The organism is Peribacillus sp. NPDC055009 (assembly GCF_053608705.1).
On record NZ_JBSGVZ010000001.1, the window covers coordinates 641,936 to 665,495 of the forward strand.

Here is a 23,560-nt window from a genome sequence, read left to right on the forward strand (position 1 = left end):
TTTTGACGATTTCCCCAATATTTTTTGGGTATATTTGAAGGATGACTTGTTAACACTTGCAAAGCATATTCATCCAATGCTTATTATTGAAGTATATAGATTTTTTGGAGGGAAACACATGTCTGTAAAATGGGAAAAACAAGAAGGTAATCAAGGCGTACTAACAATTGAAGTTGACGCTGCAAAAGTAAACGAAGGTTTAGACGCAGCTTTCAAAAAAGTAGTGAAACAAGTAAATGTACCTGGCTTCCGTAAAGGTAAAATGCCACGTCAAATGTTCGAAAAAAAATTCGGCGTAGAATCACTTTACCAAGATGCGCTTGATATCATTCTTCCAGATGCTTATGCAAATGCTGTCGAAGAAGCTGGAATTCAGCCTGTAGATCGTCCTGAAATCGACATCGAGAAAATGGAAAAAGGCGAAAACCTGATCTTCACTGCAACTGTAACAGTTAAGCCTGAAGTTAAATTGGGAGATTACAAAGGTGTTGAAGTTGAAAAATTCAATACTGAAGTAACTGACGAAGATGTTGAAAACGAATTGAAAACTTTACAAGAGCGTCAAGCTGAGCTTGTCGTTAAAGAAGAAGGACAAGTTGCTGAAGGCGATACAGTTGTTCTTGACTTTGAAGGATTCGTTGATGGTGAAGCATTCGAAGGCGGAGCTTCAGAAAACCATTCATTGGAAATCGGTTCAAACTCTTTCATTCCAGGATTTGAAGAGCAACTTGTTGGTCTTGAAACTGGTGCTGAAAAAGATATCGAAGTTACATTCCCTGAAGAATACCATGCTGCTGAACTTGCAGGTAAACCAGCAGTATTCAAAGTGAAAATTCACGAAATCAAAACAAAACAACTTCCTGAGTTGGATGATGAGTTCGCGAAAGATGTCGACGACGAAGTGGAAACTTTGGCTGAACTTAAAGAAAAAACAAAACATAAATTAGAGCATGACAAAAAGCACGAAGAAGAAAACTTCATTCAAAACACTGTAATTGGTAAAGCTGTTGAAGGCGCAGAAATGGACGTTCCTGAAGCGATGATTTCAAATGAAGTTGACCGCATGATGAATGAGTTCTCTCAACGCATTCAATCTCAAGGTCTGAATTTGGAACTTTACTACCAATTCTCAGGTCAAGACGAAGAAGCTTTAAAAGCGCAAATGAAAGAAGAAGCTGAAGGACAAGTTCGTACGAGCCTAACTCTTGAAGCAATCGCTGAAGTTGAAAAACTTGAAGCGACTGACGAAGACGTAGAAGCTGAACTTGCACAAATGGCTACTATGTACAATATGGAAGTTGATGCGATCAAACAAGCGCTTGGAAACTTAGAAGGAATCAAAGGCGATCTTAAAATTAAGAAAGCAATTGACTTCTTGGTAGAAAACAGCAAAACAGTTGACGCAAAATAATTTTTATAAATAAGTAGATTTAAATATTTCCTTTTAAAAAAACAAGGCGCGAGTAATCGTGCCTTGTTTTATACATATTGAGAATTAGTGTAAATTTCAAATATCGGTTATTTCCTGATTGATTTTTTTTGGATTTCAGTGTAGATTAGTTCTAATACCGCATATACATATTTATACAGCAAATCCTGCTTTTAAAAATCCAAAGTTTTGGGCATACTGGTAAAGGGCAAATACATATTGATTGATTATTGTACTTATTTAACAACTCGGACGCGTGAGCATTTTTGTTACTAAACTTCCAAGAACATGATAAAATGCAAAACATACTAGGGATTTTGGAATGTTTAAGTAGATGTGTGCCTCGTTTTTTTTCATTACGATTAGGTACCGCTATGTAATAGAGTTGGAAGAGTATTTAAAGGGGTGAACGTACATGTTTAAATTTAATGATGAAAAAGGACAGTTAAAATGTTCTTTTTGCGGTAAAACACAAGAACAAGTCCGTAAACTGGTTGCTGGTCCAGGTGTCTATATTTGTGACGAGTGTATAGAACTTTGTACGGAGATCGTCGAAGAAGAGCTGGGCACTGATGAAGAAGTAGAATTCAGGGATGTTCCTAAACCTATGGAAATCCGTGAAATTCTTGACGAATATGTTATTGGACAAGAACAGGCAAAGAAATCTTTGGCTGTCGCTGTTTACAACCATTATAAACGTATCAATTCCAATAGCAAAGTCGACGATGTGGAGCTTTCTAAAAGTAACATCGCCCTGATCGGACCGACGGGAAGCGGGAAAACCCTTCTTGCGCAAACATTGGCGCGCTTACTGAATGTTCCATTTGCGATTGCTGATGCCACTTCATTGACGGAAGCTGGATATGTTGGGGAAGATGTCGAAAACATCCTTCTAAAGCTGATCCAAGCCGCTGATTATGATGTGGAAAAAGCGGAAAAAGGCATCATTTATATTGATGAAATCGATAAAGTTGCCCGTAAATCGGAAAATCCTTCTATTACACGTGATGTGTCTGGTGAGGGTGTGCAACAAGCATTATTGAAAATCCTTGAAGGAACGGTTGCAAGCGTTCCGCCTCAAGGTGGACGTAAACATCCACATCAGGAATTCATCCAAATCGATACGACCAATATTTTGTTCATCTGCGGCGGTGCCTTTGATGGCATCGAACCGATCATCAAACGCCGTCTTGGTCAAAAAGTCATTGGATTTGGCTCTGACGTGAAAAAGGATGATGTTGCAGAAAAAGAATTGCTTTCAAAAGTCCTTCCTGAAGACTTGCTTCGTTTCGGATTAATTCCGGAATTCATCGGTCGTCTTCCGGTAATTGCGACTCTTGAGCAATTGGATGAAGCTGCGTTGATTGAAATCCTGACAAAACCGAAAAATGCCCTTGTTAAACAATATCAAAAGTTGCTTGAACTAGACGATGTTGAATTGGAATTCGAACAGGAAGCGCTAAGTGAAATTGCTAAAAAGGCAATTGAACGTAAAACTGGTGCACGTGGTCTGCGGTCCATCATCGAAGGCATCATTCTTGAAGTGATGTTCGATCTGCCTTCACGTGATGATGTAGCAAAATGTGTAATCACAGGCAGCACGATTTCGAAAAATGAATCTCCAAAGCTCGTCCTTAAAGACGGTACAACCATCAAAGGACAAGAAAAGAAAACATCTGCTTGATAATATGGAATGGAAAAGAAAGACTGCCAGTTAATGCTGGCAGTCTTTTTGTTTATAGACCAAAGTTGATTGTAACGTAAGGTACGAGACTCCTGCGGGAATACGCGTCCAAGGGAGACCCCGCAGGGGCTGAGCGCCGAGGAGGCTCCCGGACCGCCCGCGGAAAGCGAGTGCCTGTAGTGGAAATCAACGTTAAAACCTCAAAACAGTAGGTAAAACCAGTTAATTTCGAGTTGTTTACAGTCTGAGACTGCCGGTTCATCCTGGTAGTCTTTTTTTCAATTTGTTGTTACTTAGGATAAAAACGCCAAAATTTTCAACACGAATTTCTTGGATAATATCGCCCTTCCAAAGGAGATACTAACAGAAATGACAAACTAGGAGAGTGCAGGAGGGAATACGATGAATTGGACAGGATTGGCGTTGTTTATCCAGCTGTTTTTTGGGATTATTATTGGATTGTATTTTTTGAACTTATTGAAAGGGCAGCGGACACAAAAAGTTTCCATTGACCGTGATTCACGTAAGGAGATGGACCAATTACGGAAAATGAGATCGATTTCGTTAACAGAGCCGTTGGCAGAGAAAGTCAGACCAAGCACATTTAATGAAATCATCGGTCAAGAAGATGGGATTAAATCTTTAAAAGCTGCTTTATGCGGGCCGAATCCCCAGCATGTGATAATTTACGGTCCTCCAGGGGTAGGGAAAACGGCAGCTGCCAGACTTGTTTTGGAAGAGGCGAAGAAAAATGGCAAGTCCCCTTTTAAGAATTCAGCCGTTTTCGTTGAATTGGACGCCACCACAGCCAGGTTCGATGAACGGGGGATTGCCGATCCGCTCATTGGTTCTGTGCACGATCCAATCTATCAAGGAGCCGGGGCAATGGGACAGGCAGGCATTCCGCAGCCAAAGCAGGGTGCAGTCAGCAATGCTCATGGAGGCGTACTGTTCATAGATGAAATAGGGGAGCTTCATCCAATACAGATGAATAAACTGTTAAAGGTATTGGAGGATCGTAAGGTCTTTCTTGAAAGTGCTTATTATCAAGAGGAAAATCAAAATATTCCGACTCACATCCATGATATTTTTAAAAATGGATTGCCGGCTGACTTTCGATTGATTGGGGCCACAACAAGAACACCGAATGAAATCGCGCCTGCGATACGCTCAAGATGCATAGAAGTGTTTTTCCGTGAACTTGACCGTGAGGAAATAATCACCGTGGCTAAGAATGCCTCAGATAAAGTGGGAATCACCATCAGTGAAAAAGGCTTGCAGTCGATCTCGGATTATGCCCGAAATGGCAGGGAAGCTGTCAACATGATTCAGACTCTTGCTGGTATATCAATTAATGAAAACAGGACTTTTATCAGAGAAGAAGATATAGATTGGATGGCCCATAGCAGTCAGCTGACACAAAGAATGGATAGAAAAATAGAAGCGAATTCTAAAATAGGTCTTGTCAACGGTCTTGCAGTTTATGGTCCCAACAGCGGGGCATTGCTGGAAATCGAGGTTACGGTCATGGCCGCTACTGATGAAAAAGGATCGATAAACATTACTGGTATCGTTGAAGAAGAAAGTATCGGCGGTGGAAGCGGCAAATCGGTTCGCCGCAAGAGCATGGCAAAAGGTTCAATTGAAAATGTCATTACGGTTTTACGGTCGATGGGAGTGCCTGCCGGTCAATTTGATATCCATGTGAACTTTCCAGGCGGAAGTCCAGTAGATGGCCCTTCTGCAGGAATTGCAATGGCCACAGGCATATACTCGGCCATTTATAAAATCCCTGTTGATCACACAGTGGCAATGACTGGAGAAATAAGCATTCATGGCGGCGTTAAACCGATCGGCGGTGTCATTCCGAAAATAAAGGCGGCAAAACTGGCCGGGGCAAAGAAAGTAATCATCCCAGCCGAAAACATGCAGCCACTTCTATCTGAAATCAAGGATATAGAAATCATTCCCGTTTCAAATGTGAAAGAAGTGCTGGATCAGGCATTGAAAAAAGAATTGATGTCGGAACAAATCCTCACAACCTTGGACCTATCAAAAAAAGAAAGTGTATAAAGGAGATGCCCCGGGAAAAACAAGAACCGGGGCATTTTAAGGACCATATTGGCGTTCCGGACAAACCTGAAGTATAAAATAAACACGCATTCAGACGTGCTTTTTTATCTAATATTGGAGATAATAATAGCAGTCGAAACGTGTTAAGGTAAACGAATAGACACTTCTATATAAATAGGATAGAATTGTTAAAAGGTTGAGAACATGGGTAAATAGTTTACAACGACGATACTAATTAGATGGAGGTGTCAGGAAATGACTGATAAAGAAATCATCGTCCCCCTCCTGCCGCTTAGAGGACTGCTTGTATATCCAACGATGGTACTTCATTTAGATGTAGGCCGAGATAAATCGGTACAAGCCCTTGAGAAAGCAATGGTGGAAGACCATCTTATATTTTTGACGACACAACAAGATGTTTCGTTGGACGAACCAGGTGAAGAAGATTTATTTACAATGGGAACTTTAACAAAGGTAAAACAGATGCTTAAGCTTCCGAATGGTACAATCCGGGTGTTGGTGGAAGGGTTGAACCGCGCAGAAGTCATGGAATTTTACGATTATGAGACACATTATGGTGCCAAGATTAAAATATATGAAGACAGTGATGAAAAGGATGCTGAACATCAAGCATTAATGCGCACACTACTGGATTATTTTGAACAATACATAAAAATGTCCAAGAAAATAACCGGTGAAACGTTTTCGTCCACTTCGGATATTGAAGAGCCTGGGCGATTAGCGGATATAATCGCTTCCCATTTGCCTTTGAAATTGAAGGAGAAGCAAGAAGTGCTTGAGACCATTGATATGAAAGAGCGTTTAAGCCGTGTAATCGAGATCATCAATAACGAGAAAGAAGTTCTTTTTCTCGAGAAAAAGATCGGCCAGCGTGTTAAGCGTTCGATGGAACGGACTCAAAAGGAATATTATTTACGAGAACAAATGAAAGCGATCCAAAAGGAATTGGGAGATAAAGAAGGAAAAACAGGGGAAATTGAGGTTCTCAACGAAAAGATAGAGGAAGCGGAAATGCCTGAGCACATCAAAGAAACGGCATTAAAGGAATTGGACCGTTATGAAAAGGTTCCTTCCAGCTCGGCCGAAAGTTCTGTCATCCGCAATTATATCGAATGGTTGATCTCGCTTCCTTGGACCAAAGCGACCAAAGATGACTTGAATATTCATAAAGCTGAAAAAATCCTGAACCGGGACCATCATGGTTTGGAAAAGGTGAAGGAGCGGGTACTTGAGTATCTGGCCGTCCAGCAATTGACCAATTCATTGAAGGGACCGATCCTTTGCTTGGTGGGACCTCCAGGGGTCGGGAAAACCAGCTTGGCTAAATCGATCGCTTCATCGCTGAATAGGAATTTCGTCCGTATATCTTTAGGTGGGGTGCGCGATGAATCAGAAATCCGCGGACATCGCCGTACATATGTAGGGGCGATGCCAGGAAGGATCATTCAAGGCATGAAAAAAGCTGGAACGATCAATCCAGTCTTTTTACTGGACGAAGTGGATAAGATGTCCAATGACTTTAGGGGAGATCCATCTGCAGCGATGCTGGAGGTGCTCGATCCAGAGCAAAATCATAATTTCAGTGATCATTATATTGAAGAAACTTACGATCTTTCCAAAGTCATGTTCGTGGCGACGGCGAATAATTTGGGATCGATTCCCGGCCCGCTTCGTGATCGTATGGAAATCATTTCGATTGCAGGTTATACTGAGATAGAGAAACTTCATATAGCCAAGGATCACTTGCTGCCTAGACAGCTGGAAAACCATGGTTTAACGAAGACACAACTGCAAATCCGTGAGGAAGCTCTTACAAAAATCATCCGTTATTATACTCGGGAAGCCGGTGTTCGAAGTTTGGAGCGACAGCTTGCAGGCATCTGTCGGAAGACTGCGAAAATCATCGTGTCCGGAGATAAAAAGCGGGTCGTCATATCAGAAAAGAATGTCGAGGAGTTTTTAGGGAAAACCATGTTCCATTATGGACAGGCGGAGGTCGAGAACCAAGTCGGTGTAGCTAATGGATTGGCATACACATCGGTAGGCGGCGATACGCTGCAAATCGAGGTTTCCTTATCACCAGGTAAAGGCAAGCTGATCCTGACAGGAAAGCTTGGCGATGTAATGAAAGAGTCAGCCCAGGCTGCTTTCAGTTATGTCCGTTCAAAAACCGAGAAACTTCAGATTGATTCGAACTTCCATGAAAAATATGATATTCATATTCATGTCCCTGAAGGTGCGGTCCCAAAAGATGGCCCTTCTGCAGGCATCACGATTGCAACAGCGTTAATATCGGCCCTTACAAATAGGCCGATCAGAAAAGAGGTAGGCATGACAGGCGAAATTACATTACGCGGACGGGTTCTTCCAATCGGCGGGCTTAAAGAAAAATCTTTAGCGGCCCATCGCGCAGGACTTACGAAAATCATCATCCCGCAAAATAACGAAAAGGATATTGATGATATCCCGGAAAGTGTCCGTAAAGCATTAACATTTGTTCCAGTTTCACACGTCGATGAAGTCCTTGAGCATGCATTGGTAGGTGTGAACGAATGAAAGTGACAAGTTCAGATATTGTCATCAGTGCTGTGAAGCCTGAACAATATCCCAATACTCCAATACCGGAATTTGCCTTGGCAGGCCGTTCCAACGTTGGAAAATCCAGTTTCATCAACAAAATGATCAATCGAAAAAACTTGGCGCGCACATCCTCTAAACCGGGTAAGACGCAGACCTTGAATTTTTATATCATAAATGAAGCACTCCATTTTGTGGATGTACCGGGTTATGGTTATGCAAAAGTATCCAAGACGGAACGTGATGCTTGGGGAAAAATGATCGAAACGTACTTCACTTCCAGAGACCAGCTCCGCGCTGCGCTTCTGATTGTGGATTTGCGTCATCCGCCTACAAAGGATGATATCGCGATGTATGAATTCCTGAAGCATTATGATCTGCCCCGGATCGTCATTGCAACCAAAGCGGATAAGATTCCAAAAGGCAAATGGCAGAAACACTTGAAAATCACGCGCCAAACGCTAAATATGGAAAAAGAAGATGAATTGCTTCTATTCTCTGGTGAAACAGGCGAAGGCAAGGAACAAGCCTGGGGCGTCCTTAAGAAATATATGTAAAAGAAAAGGGTATTCCGCAACTGGAATACCCTTTTTCATCATGGAATTTGCAAAAAATGTGAATCGGCAATTCTCACTTTTTTCGAACCAAAAAATAAATGCCGATTGCCATCAACGCAAATGGCCAAAACCTTTCGATGTTCGCAGTGCTTGTTTCAACAAGCCCAAAAGAAGAAGTGATTTGATCATAGAATAAGAAAGTGATCGAGATGAGAAGTATTACCATCCCGTGAAACATTCCAGAATTTGTTTTACGTGCCCGGAGAATAAATCCCAGCGAGATGATTAAAATAAAGATACCTATATTATCCGGCCAAATATCCAGATTCTCGACGATATGGAAGTGAGCCCCGAAACCCAGTAAGATGACGCCTGGCAGGATGGACTCATATTCATTACCGCTATATGCCTGAATCAGGAAGGCTGCACCAACTATACATAATAAAGTGGGCCAGCTGAAAAAGCCTGGAAAGATTTCGATTTGGGAATGTTCAAGAAAAAAATAGAGCCCGAAACCGATTAATACGATTCCTGGGAAAATACGCTGCGTTTTCATTTTATCCTCCTATGCAATTCGATTACTTGAAGTTTTTTGCCATTTTTGATATGGTACTTTTGTACACAATGTCGAAATATGTATGTAACTTACCAATCCTGCTAAGACACCTTTTGTAGCATTTCGGGCGTTTTGGCTGTCTTTTCATGGTAGCATACGTTATTCATAAACTGTTCATATTATTTGCGTAAAACCATTTTAGTACATGGTATAATAAATTTACATGAAAAATTTTGGGGGTGCAAAACAAAAGGATGCATATTCTAGCGGTTGGTATAAATTACAAAACTGCCCCTGTAGAAATTCGGGAAAAACTATCGTTTAACGAAGCCGAACTTGCCGAGGCAATGAAAGCTCTTAAAAATAAAAAAAGCATCTTGGAAAATATTATTATTTCAACATGTAACAGGACGGAAATATATGCGGTCGGTGACCAGCTTCATACAAGCAGGTATTATATAAAGGAATTTCTTTCGGAATGGTTTAATATCGATAAAGAAGAATTTTCTAAATATCTGTTCATTTATGAAGGCGATGGGGCTGTTGAGCATTTATTTTCAGTTACCTGCGGCTTGAATTCCATGATACTGGGCGAAACTCAGATTTTGGGACAAGTACGTTCAAGCTATCTGTTAGGGCAGAAGGAAGATACGATCGGTACCGTTTTTAACCATCTCTTCAAGCAAGCCCTTACATTGGCTAAAAAAGCTCATTCGGAAACCGAAATCAATACAAATGCCGTTTCCGTCAGCTATGCGGCAGTCGAGCTTGCCAAGAAAATCTTTGGTGGCCTCAACGGCAAGAATGTCTTGATTCTTGGGGCCGGTAAGATGGGTGAGCTGGCCATTCAAAATCTTCATAGCAATGGTGCCGACAGCATTACAGTCATTAACCGCACCTTCCAGAAAGCGGTCGACCTGGCGGAAAGATTCAATGGTACGGCGAAACAGCTTCAAGAGCTGCAATGCGCTTTAGTGGAAGCTGATATCCTGATTACTTCCACCGGATCAAAAGATCTCCTTGTAACAAAAGAAATGATGTCATTCGTCAATAAGCTTCGTAAAGGCCGTCCTATTTTCATGGTCGATATCGCAGTGCCGCGTGACCTCGATCCAACATTGGCTGAGCTGGAAAATGTCTTCTTGTATGATATTGACGATCTTGAAGGGATCGTGCAAGCCAATATCGAAGAACGTAAAAAAGCTGCCGAGAAAATAGAATTGATGATCGAATCAGAAATCGTTGATTTCAATCAATGGATTAATTTACTTGGTGTGGTTCCCGTCATTTCTTCTTTACGGGAAAAATCCCTATCGATACAAAAGGAAACGATGGAAAGCATCGAAAGAAAGCTTCCGCATTTGAGCGAACGTGACAAAAAAGTTTTAAATAAGCATACGAAAAGCATCATCAACCAAATGCTGAAAGATCCGATTCTTTATGCAAAAGAGCTGGCAGATGAGCCGAATGCAAAAGAGCAATTAAATAATTTCGTGAAAATCTTCCATTTAGAGGAATTGATTGAAGACCAGCTGGTTGCGGATGAAAAAGAACGGAACAGCTCCAAGTCATCCCTATTGAATCCAGTTCCTGTCCAGTAATGAGGTAGATATGGAATTACTAATGACAAGATTGCATGAAGCCACTGTATTGTTGTATGCCATCAGTATGCTTTTATATTTTATCGATTTCCTCAATAATAACCAGAAGGCGAACAGGGTCGCCTTCTGGTTGCTTTCTATTGTTTGGGTACTGCAAACAATTTTTTTATTTCTGTATGTGTTGAAAACGGGAAGGTTCCCGGTATTGACGATTTTTGAAGGATTATATTTTTATGCATGGGTCCTCATATCGTTATCTTTAATCATTAACCGATTGCTAAGAGTCGATTTTACGGTCTTTTTTACGAATGTATTAGGTTTCATGGTTATGGCCATCCATACCTTTGCACCTGTTCAGATAGAATCTCAAGTGCTTGCACAGCGCCTGGTTTCAGAACTACTGCTCATACATATCACTTTTGCCATCCTATCCTATGGGGCATTCACGCTTTCTTTCGTTTTTTCACTTTTATACTTAATCCAATATGATTTACTGAAACGGAAGAAATGGGGAAAACGCCTGCTTCGACTCGGCGATCTAACAAAGCTCGAGCAAATGTCTTATGTCCTCGCAGTAATAGGTGTTCCATTATTAGTGGTTTCCCTTATCCTGGGGATTCAATGGGCATATATAAAAGTGCCTGGGGTATCCTGGCTGGACATGAAGATCATCGGCTCATTTATTTTGCTTATCGCTTACAGTGTGTTTTTATACTTGAAAATTCGGAAACAAATGTATGGAAGGACGCTAGCCTTTCTGAATATTGGATCTTTCATGATTGTGTTAATAAACTTTTTCCTTTTCGGAAGCCTTTCAACATTCCACTTTTGGAATACATAGGAGGAAACTATGAGAAAAATAATTGTCGGTTCTAGACGTAGTAAATTAGCGATCACCCAAACTAACTGGGTTATCGATCAACTTAAAGAGCTTGGGGTCCCATACGATTTCGAGGTGAAGGAAATTGTCACAAAGGGTGACCAAATCCTTGATGTAACACTTTCCAAGGTAGGCGGAAAGGGCTTATTCGTTAAAGAAATCGAACAAGCGATGCTGGATAAAGAAATTGATATGGCTGTACATAGTATGAAAGATATGCCAGCAGTGCTGCCTCCAGGCTTGACGATTGGCTGCATACCACCGAGGGAGGACCATCGGGATGCCTTGATTTCAAAAAATCATGAAAACCTTTCCGAACTGAAGCCGGGTTCCATCATAGGTACAAGCAGCTTGCGCCGTGGCGCGCAAATATTGGCTAGAAGGCCGGACCTTGAAATTAAATGGATTCGCGGTAATATCGATACCCGTCTGAATAAGCTGAAAACGGAAGATTATGATGCTATCATTTTAGCTGCTGCCGGACTATCAAGAATGGGTTGGGAGAAAGACATCGTAACGGAATTTTTAGATGAAGATATTTGCATTCCGGCAGTTGGACAAGGAGCACTTTCCATTGAGTGCCGTGAAGACGACAAAGAGCTGCTGGCGGAACTTGCTAAATTGACCTGTGAAAAAACTAAAAGAACGGTTGAAGCGGAACGTGCCTTTTTGGATAAAATGGAAGGCGGATGCCAGGTACCGATTGCCGGATTTGCGGTGGCAAAAGATAATGGATCCGTTTCCTTGACGGCTTTGGTCGCTGCCCCGGATGGAAAGGTGATTTATAAAGAAATGGTTGAGGGAACCGATCCCGAGGCGGTTGGGCATGCTGCTGCCAAACAGATTAGCGAAATGGGCGGTAAAGAATTGATCGATCGCGTAAAAGAAGAGCTTGATCAGTAATGAATCCCTTTCAACCTCTTAAGGATTATCAGGTATTAATCACCAGAGGGAAAGGACAGGCAGATGGTTTAAAAGAGTCGATCGAAAAAAATGGCGGAACGCCGCTTCTTGTGCCATTGCTTGAGTTCACTCTTCCTGATCATTTGGAAGATGTACAACAGCGGTTAGATGAGTTACTTACATATGACTGGATCATTTTGACCAGTCAAAATGGGGTGGATTTCTTCTTTAAGCTTCTTGGTAACCAGCCTTTAAAGCTTCCGAAAATAGCCGTAATCGGCTCCAAAACAGAAGCGGCCCTGAAACGGCTTGGATATAAGGCGGATTTCGTTCCAACTCAGTTTGTTGCCGAAGGGTTCGTGGCGGAGTTCAATGCCATGCTTGATAAAGGGTCCCGCGTGTTGCTGGCAAAAGGAAATCTCGCAAGGGCGGTTATTGCGGAGGCAATCAATGAAGCTGGTGCATCCTGTGATGAAGTGATTATTTATCATACCGTGCTTCCTCGAAGCAGTGAAAAAAAACTGGTGCAGCTTATAAGGAACGACGATATCGACATCATAACCTTTACGAGTTCATCGACGGTCAATCATTTTTTACAGATCATGAAACGCCATGAATTGGATACATACATAGACCGGATCATCATCGCCTGCATCGGGCCGATTGCCGCTAAAACGGCTGAAAAACATGGGCTATCCGTCGATGTCTGTCCAGAAGTTTATACGACGGATGCCATGGTTGCTGAGTTAATACGCTTCATTTTGAAAAGAAGTAAAAAGGAGGAACTTTAAAATGAAAAACATTCCATTCAATCGCCACCGTCGCTTGCGTGCAAGTGCCGGCATGAGGGCTTTAGTCCGTGAAACACAATTACATAAAGAGGATTTGATCTATCCGATCTTCGTTATCGACGGAGAAAATGTGAAAAATGAGATCAACTCCATGCCAGGGATCTATCAGCTATCCATGGATAATCTGGGGGCCGAAATGGATGAAGTCGTGAGTCTGGGCATTAAATCAGTCATTTTATTCGGTGTCCCTTTTGATCATGATAAAGACGAACAGGGTACAGGGGCATTTCACCATAACGGACTTGTGCAAGAAGCAACCCGTTTTATTAAAAAACAATATCCCGATGTTATTGTCATAGCGGATACCTGCCTATGTGAGTATACAAGCCATGGCCATTGCGGGGTCGTAGAAGGGGAAAAAATCCTCAATGACGCTTCACTTGACCTTCTTGCCAAAACGGCAATCAGCCAGGCAGAGGCCGGCGCCGATATCATTGCACCTTCCAACATGATGGACGGTTTTGTTGCGGCCATCCGTGCAGGTCTGGATGAAGCGGGTTATGAAGATATCCCAATCATGTCCTATGCGGTGAAATATGCTTCGGCTTTTTACGGCCCATTCCGTGATGCCGCAAATGGTGCGCCGCAATTCGGCGACAGGAAAACTTACCAAATGGATCCCGCCAATCGCCTTGAAGCATTCCGTGAAGCTGAATCCGATGTTGCTGAAGGTGCGGACTTCCTAATCGTGAAACCGGCCCTTTCCTACATGGACATCATCAGGGACGTTAAAAATAACTTTAATCTTCCGATCGTTTCCTATAATGTCAGCGGTGAATATTCAATGGTTAAGGCAGCTGCCCAAAATGGCTGGATTGATGAAAAAGCGATAGTGATGGAAATGCTGACAGGCTTGAAACGCGCAGGTTCCGACTTGATCATTACGTATTTTTCAAAAGAGGTAGCACGCTGGATAAACGAAGATAATCAATGATATAAAAATATAACCTGTAATGGAAAAAGGGGATTGAATCATGCGGTCATATGAAAAATCGAAAAAAGCGTTTGCTGAAGCAAAAAATTTGATGCCAGGCGGCGTGAACAGCCCGGTACGTGCCTTCAAATCTGTGGACATGGATCCCATTTTCATGGAGCGCGGAAAAGGCTCAAAAATGTATGATATCGATGGAAATGAATATATCGACTATGTTCTTTCATGGGGACCGCTTATCCTGGGTCACACGAATGACCGTGTCGTGGAATCATTGAAAAAGGTAGCGGAATCAGGCACAAGCTTTGGGACCTCGACACTGATTGAGAATGAACTGGCCAAGCTGGTCATTGAACGGGTGCCTTCGATTGAAATGATCCGTATGGTATCTTCAGGCACGGAAGCGACGATGAGTGCACTAAGGTTGGCACGAGGCATTACAGGCCGTGATAAAATCCTGAAATTCGAAGGCTCCTATCATGGACATGGCGATTCCTTGCTGATCAAGGCGGGTTCCGGCGTTGCGACATTAGGTTTACCGGATAGCCCGGGAGTACCGGAAGGCATTGCAAAAAATACGATTACCGTAGCATATAATGATCTAGCTGCGACCAAATACGCATTTGAACAATTTGGCGAAGACATTGCCTGTATCATCGTAGAACCTGTTGCAGGGAACATGGGTGTGGTTCCGCCACAACCTGGTTTCCTCGAAGGCTTACGTGAAGTGACCACCCAATACGGGGCTCTATTGATCTTTGACGAAGTTATGACAGGGTTCCGTGTCGGCTATAATTGTGCACAAGGCTATTTTGGCATCGTACCTGATTTGACTTGCCTTGGGAAAGTTATTGGCGGCGGCTTGCCTGTAGGAGCGTTCGGAGGCAAGCGAGAATTCATGGAACAAATTGCCCCGAGTGGGACAATCTATCAAGCGGGAACATTGTCGGGTAACCCTCTTGCCATGACGGCCGGTCTTGAAACGCTGAGCCAATTGACTCCAGAATCTTATGATGAGTTTACCCGAAAAGGGGATATGCTCGAAAAAGGTATTGGGGAAGCAGCGAAAAAGTACGGAGTCCCGTATACATTCAACCGTGCCGGTTCCATGATTGGACTTTTCTTTACGAATGAAGAAGTGGTAAACTATGATACAGCAAAAACATCCGATTTAGAGTTCTTTGCTTCTTACTATAGGGAAATGGCGAATCAAGGCATCTACTTGCCGCCGTCACAGTTTGAAGGTTTATTCCTTTCCACTGCACATAGTGATGAAGATATCGAAAAGACCATTACAGCGGCAGAACAGGCTTTTGCAAAATTAAAAAAATGATGCAAGGCTTCACGAACTACCGATAAATTGAATAATGATAACTTTGAACTGGCTGCCATTTTCCAAGAACTTTTGGAGAAGGGCAGCCAGTTTTTTTGAATTCAATCAGTACGTGGAAAGTCGAATTAATGGTTTCATTCAGGATTTTCATGCCCATTGTTACAATCCCTTATGATTTTAGCCTGAAATATTTGAATCCCTTCTTTTTAAAAGGTTCAGGAAATAAAAGGTCTCGAGTGTGGCATATGAAATTAAGGAATAATCGGCTTCCTTCCTTCATAGATTGATATTGGTATAGGTACCGTTTCCTGAAGCTGAAAGGAGGAGTTGTTTTTGTCGCAAGAAAATGAATCGTATTTACGATTTTCTTTAGAGGAATCCGTTTGGTTCCAGAAGGGACAGGAAGTGGCTGAGCTATATTCCATTTCGCTTGATCCAAATGTGACGATTCAAGAAAGTGACCAATATGTTTTTATACGAGGCTCGTTGGATTTAAGCGGTGAATATAAAGACTCGCAAAATGGTGAAGAAGAGGAGTTTTCGCAGACCTTTTTGCCAAAAGCGGTTCAAAAGGTCGAGAGGCATCTCAATGGACTAAATGAGTTCACACACCGTTTTCCGGTTGACATAACGATTCCGAATAATCGGATTGCCTCATTGGATGAGGTCGATGTCTCGATTCAAAGCTTTGATTATGCCCTGCCAGAGCATAACTGTTTGAAATTGCAGGCGGATCTTTTGATAACCGGAATCTATAATGATTCATATGTGGAAGAACGGTTCGATACGGAGCAGGAAGTTGGGGAAACAGAGGAACAAGAAGAAACGGATGGGGAAAATGAGTCGTATATTCCTTATGCGGCTGCAGTGCCGCCGATTCCGGACTTTCAGCCTGTTTTCCGTGATGAGGAGGAAGAAGAGTTATACGCGCCCTTTTCTGCAGAGTCAAAACGAGTTTCTGAAGCAAATGAAGAAGAGGAAGAGGAGCCGATTTATTTAAGCGATCAGCATAGTGCCCCAGTTTTTGAAATTCCCGTTTCACCATATCCTGAAGAGGAGGAGTGGGAAACGGAAGTGCATAGACAGGAAGAAGCTGAAGCTGTAGAGGAAGAAGTTATTGGAGATCCGTCTGACCCAACGGATAAGGTACCTTCCATGGAAGAGGGGAAACTGGAGGAAGAACCAAGCAGGCAGGATCCAGTGGAGAAGATAGAGGTTCCTAGAGTGACATTGAAAGAAGAAGTAGAAGAAGTAGAAGAAGTAGAAGAAGAAGTAGTAGAAGAGCCAAGTCAAGCAGCCATCCATCAAAATAGCCCTGTTTCCAATTTAGAAACCGAGGAGGTCATACGGCAGGAGGAGGATGGCGTTGCAGCGGGTCCTATTCTAAATGAACATGTAAAGGTGGAGCAGGAAGAGGAATCTCATTCGTCCTTAAGCGATCTATTCAAAAAGAGGGAAAGACCTGCGCCACCGGCTAAGGAGGTTAAGAATTTCAAAGGCAGGAAACAAGCCGCAGAACGTGATGATAAAGAAACGGCCGATCATGGTGAGAAGCAGCCTTCCATCATGGATTTATTCGGACGGAAACAGGAAGAAGAACTGGTAAGGATGAAAGTTTGCATTGTTCAGCAAGGGGAAACGCTTGATGACTTGGCTCAACGATATGATGTTACGGTTCAATCGATACTTTTCAGCAATGAATTGGAGTCGAATCAAAACGTTCATGAAGGGCAAGTCATCTATATACCGAAGGCGGTTGCATATAAGAATTGATCGGGACAGAGAGCAGAGCATATGGTCTGCTCCTGTTTTTTAGGTGCTGGAGAATCTTTAGTTTTTTAGAGAAAGTGAGTGAGTCTCGTGAGGGAAAACGAGAATCAGCAGCCTGCCAATCTGAATCGGGACACGGAAACCGTATTGAAGGAATATGCCATGTATGTACAATATATCGAGGACTTCGGGCGTGTGAAAAAAGTGTACAGTGATCGCGGTACATTTGCTTTGAAATCGTTGTTACCGCAGAACGGCATTGATTTTATCAAAAATGTTCAAAAACTGTACCATCGCGGCTATAATCGGATCGTTCCGATTTATCAAACGATGGATCAGCGTTACGCCGTTCTTCATAATGGCCGTTTGTATTACCTGATGCCCTGGCTCAATAATGAGGGGGACGGGGAGCGCGATGAAAAACATAAGCAAATGTTCAGGGAGCTTGCTCGGATGCATACACTTTCCGTTAAGGAAATACAAGTGGATATTGAGGAAAGGGAAGCCCATTATGAGCGGACGCTTGATGCCTGGAATAACGAGAAGGACTTTATGGATGAGTATATTGTCAGCTGTGAAAAGAAGTGGTATATGTCTCCATTCGAAATGACGGTTTGTTCTTTCTACACTGATATTTCACAGGCGCTGAAGTACTCGATCAAGAAGTTTGAAACCTGGTATGAAAAAACGAAGGATAGTGAAAAGGTGCGAACCGTGGTCACGCACGGAAAGGTTTCTTTGAAGCATTTCGTTTATGATGAGCGGGGGTATGGCTACTTCATCAATTTTGAGAATTCGAATACGGCTCCGCCGCATTTCGATTTACTGCCATTTCTCGTTAAATCGGCCAGGACCTATCCTGTCCAATGCGATGACTGCGTTGACTGGCTATATAACTATTTTCGTTATTTTCCGTTGAAGGAAGAAGAATTGCTGCTCATGCAAAGTTATCTGGCATTCCCTGGATCAGCTTTGGAATTAGTGAAGAGTTATTCCGATGGCAGGGTCCATCGTTCAGAGCTTGAAAATGTTACTCAACTGCAGCGGCAATTTTGGCTTCTGAAAAATATTGAATATATGGTGATGAAAATCGAAGAGATCGAACAGCAGAAAAAGGCTGCTGCCGAGGCTGCCAAAGAAGAACAATCACCTCCAAGCTAAATATACATGATTGGATTATCTCCAGTCATGTATATTTTTTTGCTGTAAGGGAATAATTATATCCATTCGAAATATAAAGACATGGCCAGGAAAATAAATGCGATTAGCAGGAGCATATCGAAGAAAGTCGGAAAAATCAACGTGCGTAATCCTTGGAATACGATAAAGGGGACGATGAACTGCTGACAGACACCGCGGAATTTCTTCATCCAAGGCGGTAAAGTATAGGGAGTATATCTTCGCTTCATATTATTACCTTCCTTTTTAGGACTTCTTATATTCTATGGGTGGGCAGTGGAAAAGGTGATAAAGCCGTCACATTCACTGTTCCTGGAGGATAAAATAAAGAAAACGACCTTGAATGTATCAAATGGGATGATTCCTGGGAAAGTAAGCGAAAAGATGATTGACTGGAGCCCCATATTTTTTGTACTATATACTATATGCATTCAATGAATTTACATATGAATATAAATCAATGCAAAGACCGGAAATAGTAAGATGATATGCACTTTTCAGAGAGGAAACCAAATTGGTGCGAGGTTTCCAGGAAGCAGCATCCGAAGTCGTCCGCGAGCAGTCTTCGTGAACCTCTTAGTAGCGAAGGCCGGTGAAGAGCCGTTATCCGATTTGAGAGCCGAAAGAGTTTTTTTCTTTTTCGGAAAAAAGGTGGCACCGCGAACAACTTCCTTCGTCCTTTTGTGATGATGGAAGTTTTTTTTATGCCTAAAAAGGAGGAAATGATATGGAAGAGAACCAAATTTCTATGCCGACTAAATATGATCCGCAGACGATAGAGAAAGGCCGCTACAAATGGTGGCTTGATGGAAAGTTTTTCGAAACGACGGGTGACGATAAAAAAGAACCATACACGATTGTCATCCCGCCGCCTAACGTGACAGGTAAGCTTCATCTTGGTCACGCTTGGGATACGACACTTCAAGATATTTTGACACGCATGAAAAGAATGCAGGGCTATGATGTTTTATGGTTGCCGGGCATGGACCATGCCGGTATCGCCACTCAAGCGAAAGTAGAACAGAAACTTCGTGCGGAAGGCGTGAGCCGTTATGACCTTGGACGTGAAAAATTCGTAGAAGAGACATGGAAATGGAAAGAGGAATATGCGAGCCATATCCGTGAACAATGGTCAAAGCTGGGTCTTGGACTTGATTATACACGTGAACGCTTCACTCTTGATGAGGGGCTTTCAAAAGCTGTGCGCGAAGTGTTCGTTTCGCTTTATAACAAGGGCTTGATATATCGCGGCGAATACATCATCAACTGGGATCCATCGACGAAAACGGCTTTATCCGATATCGAGGTTATTTACAAAGATGTGCAGGGCGCATTTTACCATATGAAATATCCGTTGGTTGACGGATCAGGTGAAATCGAAATTGCCACCACCCGTCCAGAAACGATGCTTGGTGATACTGCTGTTGCTGTACATCCTGAAGATGACCGTTATAAACACTTGATCGGCAAAATGGTCCGATTGCCAATTACAGGCCGGGAAATTCCGATTGTCGGTGATGATTATGTCGATATGGAATTCGGTTCAGGCGCGGTCAAAATTACTCCGGCTCATGACCCGAATGATTTCGAAATCGGGAACCGTCACGATTTGGAGCGCATCCTTGTCATGCATGAGGATGGCTCGATGAATGAAAAGGCTGGTAAATATGAAGGCATGGACCGGTTTGAATGCCGGAAACAAATCGTCAAAGACCTTCAGGAAGAAGGAGTACTCTTCAAAATCGAAGATCACCTTCACTCAGTCGGACATTCAGAGAGAAGCGGTGCTGTTGTTGAACCATATCTTTCGACACAATGGTTCGTTAAAATGCAGCCGCTGGCTGATGCATCCGTTGAGCTTCAAAAAGGATCCGATGAGGAAAAAGTTCATTTCGTACCGGATCGTTTCGAAAAAACGTACCTGCATTGGATGGAAAATATCCGTGACTGGTGCATTTCCCGTCAGCTTTGGTGGGGTCACCGCATTCCAGCCTGGTACCATAAAGAAACAGGTGAAGTGTATGTAGGTCACGAAGAGCCTGCGGACGCTGAAAACTGGGAACAAGATACGGATGTTCTGGATACATGGTTCAGCTCGGCATTATGGCCGTTCTCGACTATGGGCTGGCCTGACAAGGACAGTATCGATTTCCAACGTTACTATCCAACCGGGGCACTTGTGACAGGCTATGATATCATATTCTTCTGGGTATCACGGATGATTTTCCAAGCTCTTGAGTTCACGGGTGAACGACCATTTGAAGATGTGCTGATCCACGGACTCGTTCGTGACGAACAGGGGCGCAAGATGAGTAAATCGCTTGGCAATGGTGTCGATCCGATGGATGTCATCGATCAATACGGTGCCGATTCACTGCGTTACTTCTTGTCCACTGGCAGCTCGCCAGGACAGGATCTTCGTTACAGCACGGAAAAAGTGGAAGCGGTCTGGAACTTCTCCAATAAGATTTGGAACGCATCCCGTTTTGCTTTGATGAACATGAATGGCATGACTTATGACGAAATCGATTTAAGCGGTGAGAAGTCTGTAGCCGATAAATGGATCTTGACGCGCTTGAATGAAACGATTTCCAACGTAACCAGACTTGCGGACCGTTATGAGTTTGGTGAAGTGGGCCGTGTGCTATACAACTTCATTTGGGATGACTTCTGTGACTGGTATATTGAAATGGCGAAGCTTCCGCTATATGGCGAAGACGAAGCAGCGAAGAAAACGACGCGCTCTATCTTGGCTTATGTACTGGATAACACGATGAGATTGTTACACCCGTTCATGCCTTTCATTACCGAAGAGATCTGGCAGAACCTTCCGCATCAAGGTGAGTCCATCACTGTTGCCGCTTGGCCGGAAGTGAATGAAGGATTGACAGATACAGCTGCAGCCGAGGAAATGAAGCTGCTTGTTGAAATCATCCGCTCCGTACGTAATATCCGTGCTGAGGTGAACACACCGCTAAGCAAAAAAATCAATTTGATTTTAAAAGCGAAAGATGAGTCAATCTTAGAGACGTTACAGAAAAACAGCAGCTATATCGAGCGTTTCTGTAATCCTGAACAATTGACGATCGGAATTGAAGTCGAGGAACCTGCTCAAGCCATGACAGCTGTCGTAACTGGCGTAGAACTGATCCTTCCGCTGACAGGACTGATCAATATTGACGAAGAAGTGAAACGTCTTGAAAAAGAACTCGACAAACTTAATAAAGAAGTTGAGCGTGTACAGAAAAAACTAGGCAACGAGGGCTTCGTCAAAAAGGCGCCGGCAAGCGTCATCGAAGAAGAACGTGCCAAGGAAAAAGACTATAGCGAAAAACGCGACTCTGTAATCCACAGGATCAGCGAACTGAAACAACTGTAAAACAAAAGGATGAACCAGCTTTATGCCGGTTCATCCTTTTTGTGCTTCGTTAGGAGGATATTCTTTCTTTTATGAATGTAAGGTACTCCGATACGATATTCATATCACTTAATGCACTTAATGTCCGGCTGCCGACGACATCCTCGATTTCGTTGAGCATGGGGCTGCCATCTTCGGCAAATATGAAATCGATTCCGACCAGGCCGAAATCAAACGACTTCATTACTTTTTCGACAAGGGCTAATTCAGCTGCAGATAGCTCATATAGTGAAGCCGATCCGCCCAGCGTATAATTTGCCTTGAAACTTGAAGCGGACTCCCTAAGTACAGCAGCCTTCACTTTTTTTCCAATTACAAAAACGCGGATATCTTTACCGAATAAGCCGGGTTTTTGGACAATCCAATTTCCATCTTTCAGTATGGCAAGATCATCGGCATGTTGTATTAGATATACTTGTTTCCCGCCGCGTCCACTTGTTTCTTTAGCAATGAAAGGGAACTCCATGTCATCGGCACTCGGTCTTCCGTTACAATATACGGTATCGGCCATTGGAATCCCAAGCGAGGACATATATTGGTGCGTCTTTGCTTTGTCATTCGCGATTTCCGATACGAAGGAGGAGTTAAAGCAAGCAATCCCCAGTTGCTCAAGCTGCTTTGTAAAAAAAGGATCGATGGTCCGGACGATAGCGAAGTCTGGCAATGAAATTGGCTGCGTCCCATGTTCCACGTACAACTCGTTGAAACGATGACCGATCCTAAGGTCTTCCCGAAAGTGAAAGTGTAAATCAAGATCAAGCTTACTGGCTTCGTCAAGCATCCAATCTATGTATCCTTTGTTTTTCAAGGCATCCTCACGGTTATAAATCAACCAGCCTGCTTGTTTTTTCATCAGATGCACTTCCTTTTCCTAATTCTTTCAAGATATAATCGAACATGCTTTCAGCGATGTTGATGCCTGTACATTCATAAATATTCAGTAAATGCGAATTCGAATTCACTTCGCACAAAAGCGGACCTTCTTCACCGAACAACAAATCGACGCCAGCGAAGTCGGCACCCAGAATTTGCGCACATCGGATGGCAAGTTGTGCTTCTTCGTTGGTGGGTATATATGGTGCAGCCTGCCCTCCGGCAGTCATATTAGCTCGGAAGTCTTGCTCCGAATGGCGTTGCATCGCTGCTATGACTTGATTGCCCACGACATTCACACGAATATCCCGACCTTTACTGTGCTCGATGAATTCCTGGATTATAAATGGTTTGTGGCCAAGATTACTGATCGTCTTTAGTAACTCATCCTCTGTTTGGATCAAATATACTTGCTCCCCAAAAGAACCGTATGCTTCCTTAACGATAAGCGGATACCCAAGCTCATTGCCGATTTGGATAAAAGCATCCATATTGACCCTTTCAATCCCTTCGTATGTAAAAGGGGGAAATAAGGTTTTTGGCATTGGTATGCCATGCCCGGTTAATGCTTGATGTGTTTTTGCTTTACTGTCGCAAATATCGATCGCTTTACTGCTGTTATAAACGGGGATGCCGAGCAATTCCAAATGGCGTGCCAAATGAATGTCTTTATCCATGAACAGAATAAAATCAGGAAGCTTATCAAAAGCTCCTTTAAGCAGTGGCACTCCTTTTTCGATTATGGGAATGAGATCTGAATTACGGATAAGAGTTGCCATGATATCTTTCCTTTCAGCCGCCTCTTTAATGAACAAAGCTAAACTGGAAAACTTATCATGCTGTAAATAGCCGTTAACGACAATCCAACAGTGGTAATCTGAAGGTTTCATGGTAAAACACTACCTTTCATCTAGGTTAATCGTT

The 23,560-nt window shown here is 42.9% G+C and carries 18 protein-coding genes and 1 other annotated feature; of the genes, 14 read left to right on the forward strand and 4 right to left on the reverse strand.

Annotated elements, in window-relative coordinates; all coding sequences use genetic code 11:
- Positions 1-118: 118 nt before the first annotated feature.
- The 5 genes from tig (at position 119) to yihA (ending at position 8,341) form a co-directional block, all read left to right on the forward strand.
- Complete coding sequence (tig, locus tag ACWF5P_RS03205) at positions 119-1,411, forward strand: trigger factor (protein ID WP_101222812.1); 1,293 nt, start codon at positions 119-121, stop codon at positions 1,409-1,411.
- Positions 1,412-1,844: 433 nt separating this feature from the next.
- On the forward strand, positions 1,845-3,113 hold the full coding sequence (clpX, locus tag ACWF5P_RS03210) for an ATP-dependent protease ATP-binding subunit ClpX (RefSeq protein WP_101222811.1): 1,269 nt from the start codon (positions 1,845-1,847) through the stop codon (positions 3,111-3,113).
- A 402-nt stretch (positions 3,114-3,515) separates the two neighbouring features.
- The gene (gene lonB, locus ACWF5P_RS03215) at positions 3,516-5,186 is read left to right on the forward strand and encodes an ATP-dependent protease LonB (RefSeq protein WP_101222810.1); all 1,671 of its coding nucleotides are present in this window, start codon (positions 3,516-3,518) and stop codon (positions 5,184-5,186) included.
- 255 nt (positions 5,187-5,441) lie between these two features.
- Complete coding sequence (lon, locus tag ACWF5P_RS03220) at positions 5,442-7,763, forward strand: endopeptidase La (protein ID WP_402938777.1); 2,322 nt, start codon at positions 5,442-5,444, stop codon at positions 7,761-7,763.
- Positions 7,760-8,341 carry a ribosome biogenesis GTP-binding protein YihA/YsxC gene (gene yihA / locus ACWF5P_RS03225; protein ID WP_034308918.1) on the forward strand — a complete coding sequence of 194 codons (582 nt, stop codon included), beginning with the start codon at positions 7,760-7,762 and terminating at the stop codon, positions 8,339-8,341. Before lon ends, yihA begins: the two co-directional genes overlap by 4 nt.
- Positions 8,342-8,414: 73 nt before the next feature.
- On the opposite strand, the gene ACWF5P_RS03230 is transcribed toward yihA, so the two are convergent.
- Positions 8,415-8,897, reverse strand: coding sequence for a LiaI-LiaF-like domain-containing protein (locus ACWF5P_RS03230; protein ID WP_101222808.1), 483 nt, complete (start codon positions 8,895-8,897; stop codon positions 8,415-8,417).
- A gap of 254 nt (positions 8,898-9,151) precedes the next feature.
- Here ACWF5P_RS03230 and hemA point away from each other — a divergent pair, with 254 nt between their 5' ends.
- The 8 genes from hemA (at position 9,152) to ysxE (ending at position 18,327) form a co-directional block, all read left to right on the forward strand.
- Positions 9,152-10,498, forward strand: a complete 1,347-nt coding sequence (gene hemA / locus ACWF5P_RS03235) for a glutamyl-tRNA reductase (protein ID WP_101222807.1) — start codon at positions 9,152-9,154, stop codon at positions 10,496-10,498.
- A 10-nt stretch (positions 10,499-10,508) separates the two neighbouring features.
- On the forward strand, positions 10,509-11,339 hold the full coding sequence (locus ACWF5P_RS03240; RefSeq protein WP_133349505.1) for a cytochrome C assembly family protein: 831 nt from the start codon (positions 10,509-10,511) through the stop codon (positions 11,337-11,339).
- Between the two features lie 9 nt (positions 11,340-11,348).
- Entirely contained in the window at positions 11,349-12,281 is a 933-nt protein-coding gene (hemC, locus tag ACWF5P_RS03245) for a hydroxymethylbilane synthase (RefSeq protein ID WP_101222805.1), read from the forward strand.
- Positions 12,281-13,072: a uroporphyrinogen-III synthase gene (locus ACWF5P_RS03250; protein ID WP_101222804.1), complete on the forward strand. Its 792-nt coding sequence runs from the start codon at positions 12,281-12,283 to the stop codon at positions 13,070-13,072. Before hemC ends, ACWF5P_RS03250 begins: the two co-directional genes overlap by 1 nt.
- Position 13,073: 1 nt before the next feature.
- On the forward strand, positions 13,074-14,066 hold the full coding sequence (hemB, locus tag ACWF5P_RS03255; RefSeq protein WP_260358251.1) for a porphobilinogen synthase: 993 nt from the start codon (positions 13,074-13,076) through the stop codon (positions 14,064-14,066).
- Positions 14,067-14,106: 40 nt separating this feature from the next.
- Positions 14,107-15,396, forward strand: a complete 1,290-nt coding sequence (gene hemL, locus ACWF5P_RS03260) for a glutamate-1-semialdehyde 2,1-aminomutase (RefSeq protein WP_230176788.1) — start codon at positions 14,107-14,109, stop codon at positions 15,394-15,396.
- Positions 15,397-15,729: 333 nt separating this feature from the next.
- Complete coding sequence (locus ACWF5P_RS03265) at positions 15,730-17,169, forward strand: LysM peptidoglycan-binding domain-containing protein (RefSeq protein ID WP_452444585.1); 1,440 nt, start codon at positions 15,730-15,732, stop codon at positions 17,167-17,169.
- A gap of 87 nt (positions 17,170-17,256) precedes the next feature.
- Positions 17,257-18,327 carry a spore coat protein YsxE gene (gene ysxE, locus ACWF5P_RS03270; RefSeq protein ID WP_452444586.1) on the forward strand — a complete coding sequence of 357 codons (1,071 nt, stop codon included), beginning with the start codon at positions 17,257-17,259 and terminating at the stop codon, positions 18,325-18,327.
- 56 nt (positions 18,328-18,383) lie between these two features.
- Here ysxE and ACWF5P_RS03275 read toward each other — a convergent pair whose 3' ends face one another.
- Positions 18,384-18,575, reverse strand: coding sequence for a hypothetical protein (locus ACWF5P_RS03275; RefSeq protein ID WP_101222799.1), 192 nt, complete (start codon positions 18,573-18,575; stop codon positions 18,384-18,386).
- Positions 18,576-18,801: 226 nt separating this feature from the next.
- Positions 18,802-19,029: a binding site (T-box leader), on the forward strand.
- Positions 19,030-19,072: 43 nt separating this feature from the next.
- On the opposite strand from ACWF5P_RS03275, the gene ACWF5P_RS03280 reads away from it, so the two are divergent.
- Positions 19,073-21,724, forward strand: a complete 2,652-nt coding sequence (locus ACWF5P_RS03280) for a valine--tRNA ligase (protein ID WP_101222797.1) — start codon at positions 19,073-19,075, stop codon at positions 21,722-21,724.
- Positions 21,725-21,773: 49 nt separating this feature from the next.
- Here the strand turns inward: ACWF5P_RS03280 and ACWF5P_RS03285 are convergent, their stop codons facing one another.
- On the reverse strand, positions 21,774-22,616 hold the full coding sequence (locus tag ACWF5P_RS03285; RefSeq protein WP_452444587.1) for an ATP-grasp domain-containing protein: 843 nt from the start codon (positions 22,614-22,616) through the stop codon (positions 21,774-21,776).
- Positions 22,585-23,526 (reverse strand): ATP-grasp domain-containing protein, encoded by a 942-nt coding sequence (locus ACWF5P_RS03290; protein WP_452444588.1) that lies wholly within the window; start codon positions 23,524-23,526, stop codon positions 22,585-22,587. Before ACWF5P_RS03290 ends, ACWF5P_RS03285 begins: the two co-directional genes overlap by 32 nt.
- Positions 23,527-23,560: the final 34 nt, after the last annotated feature.

Excerpts from the sequence above, each read along its gene's own strand:
- tig (WP_101222812.1), top strand. The coding sequence starts at position 119 with ATGTCTGTAAAATGGGAAAAACAAGAAGGTAATCAAGGCGTACTAACA.
- clpX (WP_101222811.1), top strand. The coding sequence starts at position 1,845 with ATGTTTAAATTTAATGATGAAAAAGGACAGTTAAAATGTTCTTTTTGC.
- lonB (WP_101222810.1), top strand. The coding sequence starts at position 3,516 with ATGAATTGGACAGGATTGGCGTTGTTTATCCAGCTGTTTTTTGGGATT.
- lon (WP_402938777.1), top strand. The coding sequence starts at position 5,442 with ATGACTGATAAAGAAATCATCGTCCCCCTCCTGCCGCTTAGAGGACTG.
- yihA (WP_034308918.1), top strand. The coding sequence starts at position 7,760 with ATGAAAGTGACAAGTTCAGATATTGTCATCAGTGCTGTGAAGCCTGAA.
- ACWF5P_RS03230 (WP_101222808.1), bottom strand. The coding sequence starts at position 8,897 with ATGAAAACGCAGCGTATTTTCCCAGGAATCGTATTAATCGGTTTCGGG.
- hemA (WP_101222807.1), top strand. The coding sequence starts at position 9,152 with ATGCATATTCTAGCGGTTGGTATAAATTACAAAACTGCCCCTGTAGAA.
- ACWF5P_RS03240 (WP_133349505.1), top strand. The coding sequence starts at position 10,509 with ATGGAATTACTAATGACAAGATTGCATGAAGCCACTGTATTGTTGTAT.
- hemC (WP_101222805.1), top strand. The coding sequence starts at position 11,349 with ATGAGAAAAATAATTGTCGGTTCTAGACGTAGTAAATTAGCGATCACC.
- ACWF5P_RS03250 (WP_101222804.1), top strand. The coding sequence starts at position 12,281 with ATGAATCCCTTTCAACCTCTTAAGGATTATCAGGTATTAATCACCAGA.
- hemB (WP_260358251.1), top strand. The coding sequence starts at position 13,074 with ATGAAAAACATTCCATTCAATCGCCACCGTCGCTTGCGTGCAAGTGCC.
- hemL (WP_230176788.1), top strand. The coding sequence starts at position 14,107 with ATGCGGTCATATGAAAAATCGAAAAAAGCGTTTGCTGAAGCAAAAAAT.
- ACWF5P_RS03275 (WP_101222799.1), bottom strand. The coding sequence starts at position 18,575 with ATGAAGCGAAGATATACTCCCTATACTTTACCGCCTTGGATGAAGAAA.
- ACWF5P_RS03280 (WP_101222797.1), top strand. The coding sequence starts at position 19,073 with ATGGAAGAGAACCAAATTTCTATGCCGACTAAATATGATCCGCAGACG.
- ACWF5P_RS03285 (WP_452444587.1), bottom strand. The coding sequence starts at position 22,616 with ATGAAAAAACAAGCAGGCTGGTTGATTTATAACCGTGAGGATGCCTTG.
- ACWF5P_RS03290 (WP_452444588.1), bottom strand. The coding sequence starts at position 23,526 with ATGAAACCTTCAGATTACCACTGTTGGATTGTCGTTAACGGCTATTTA.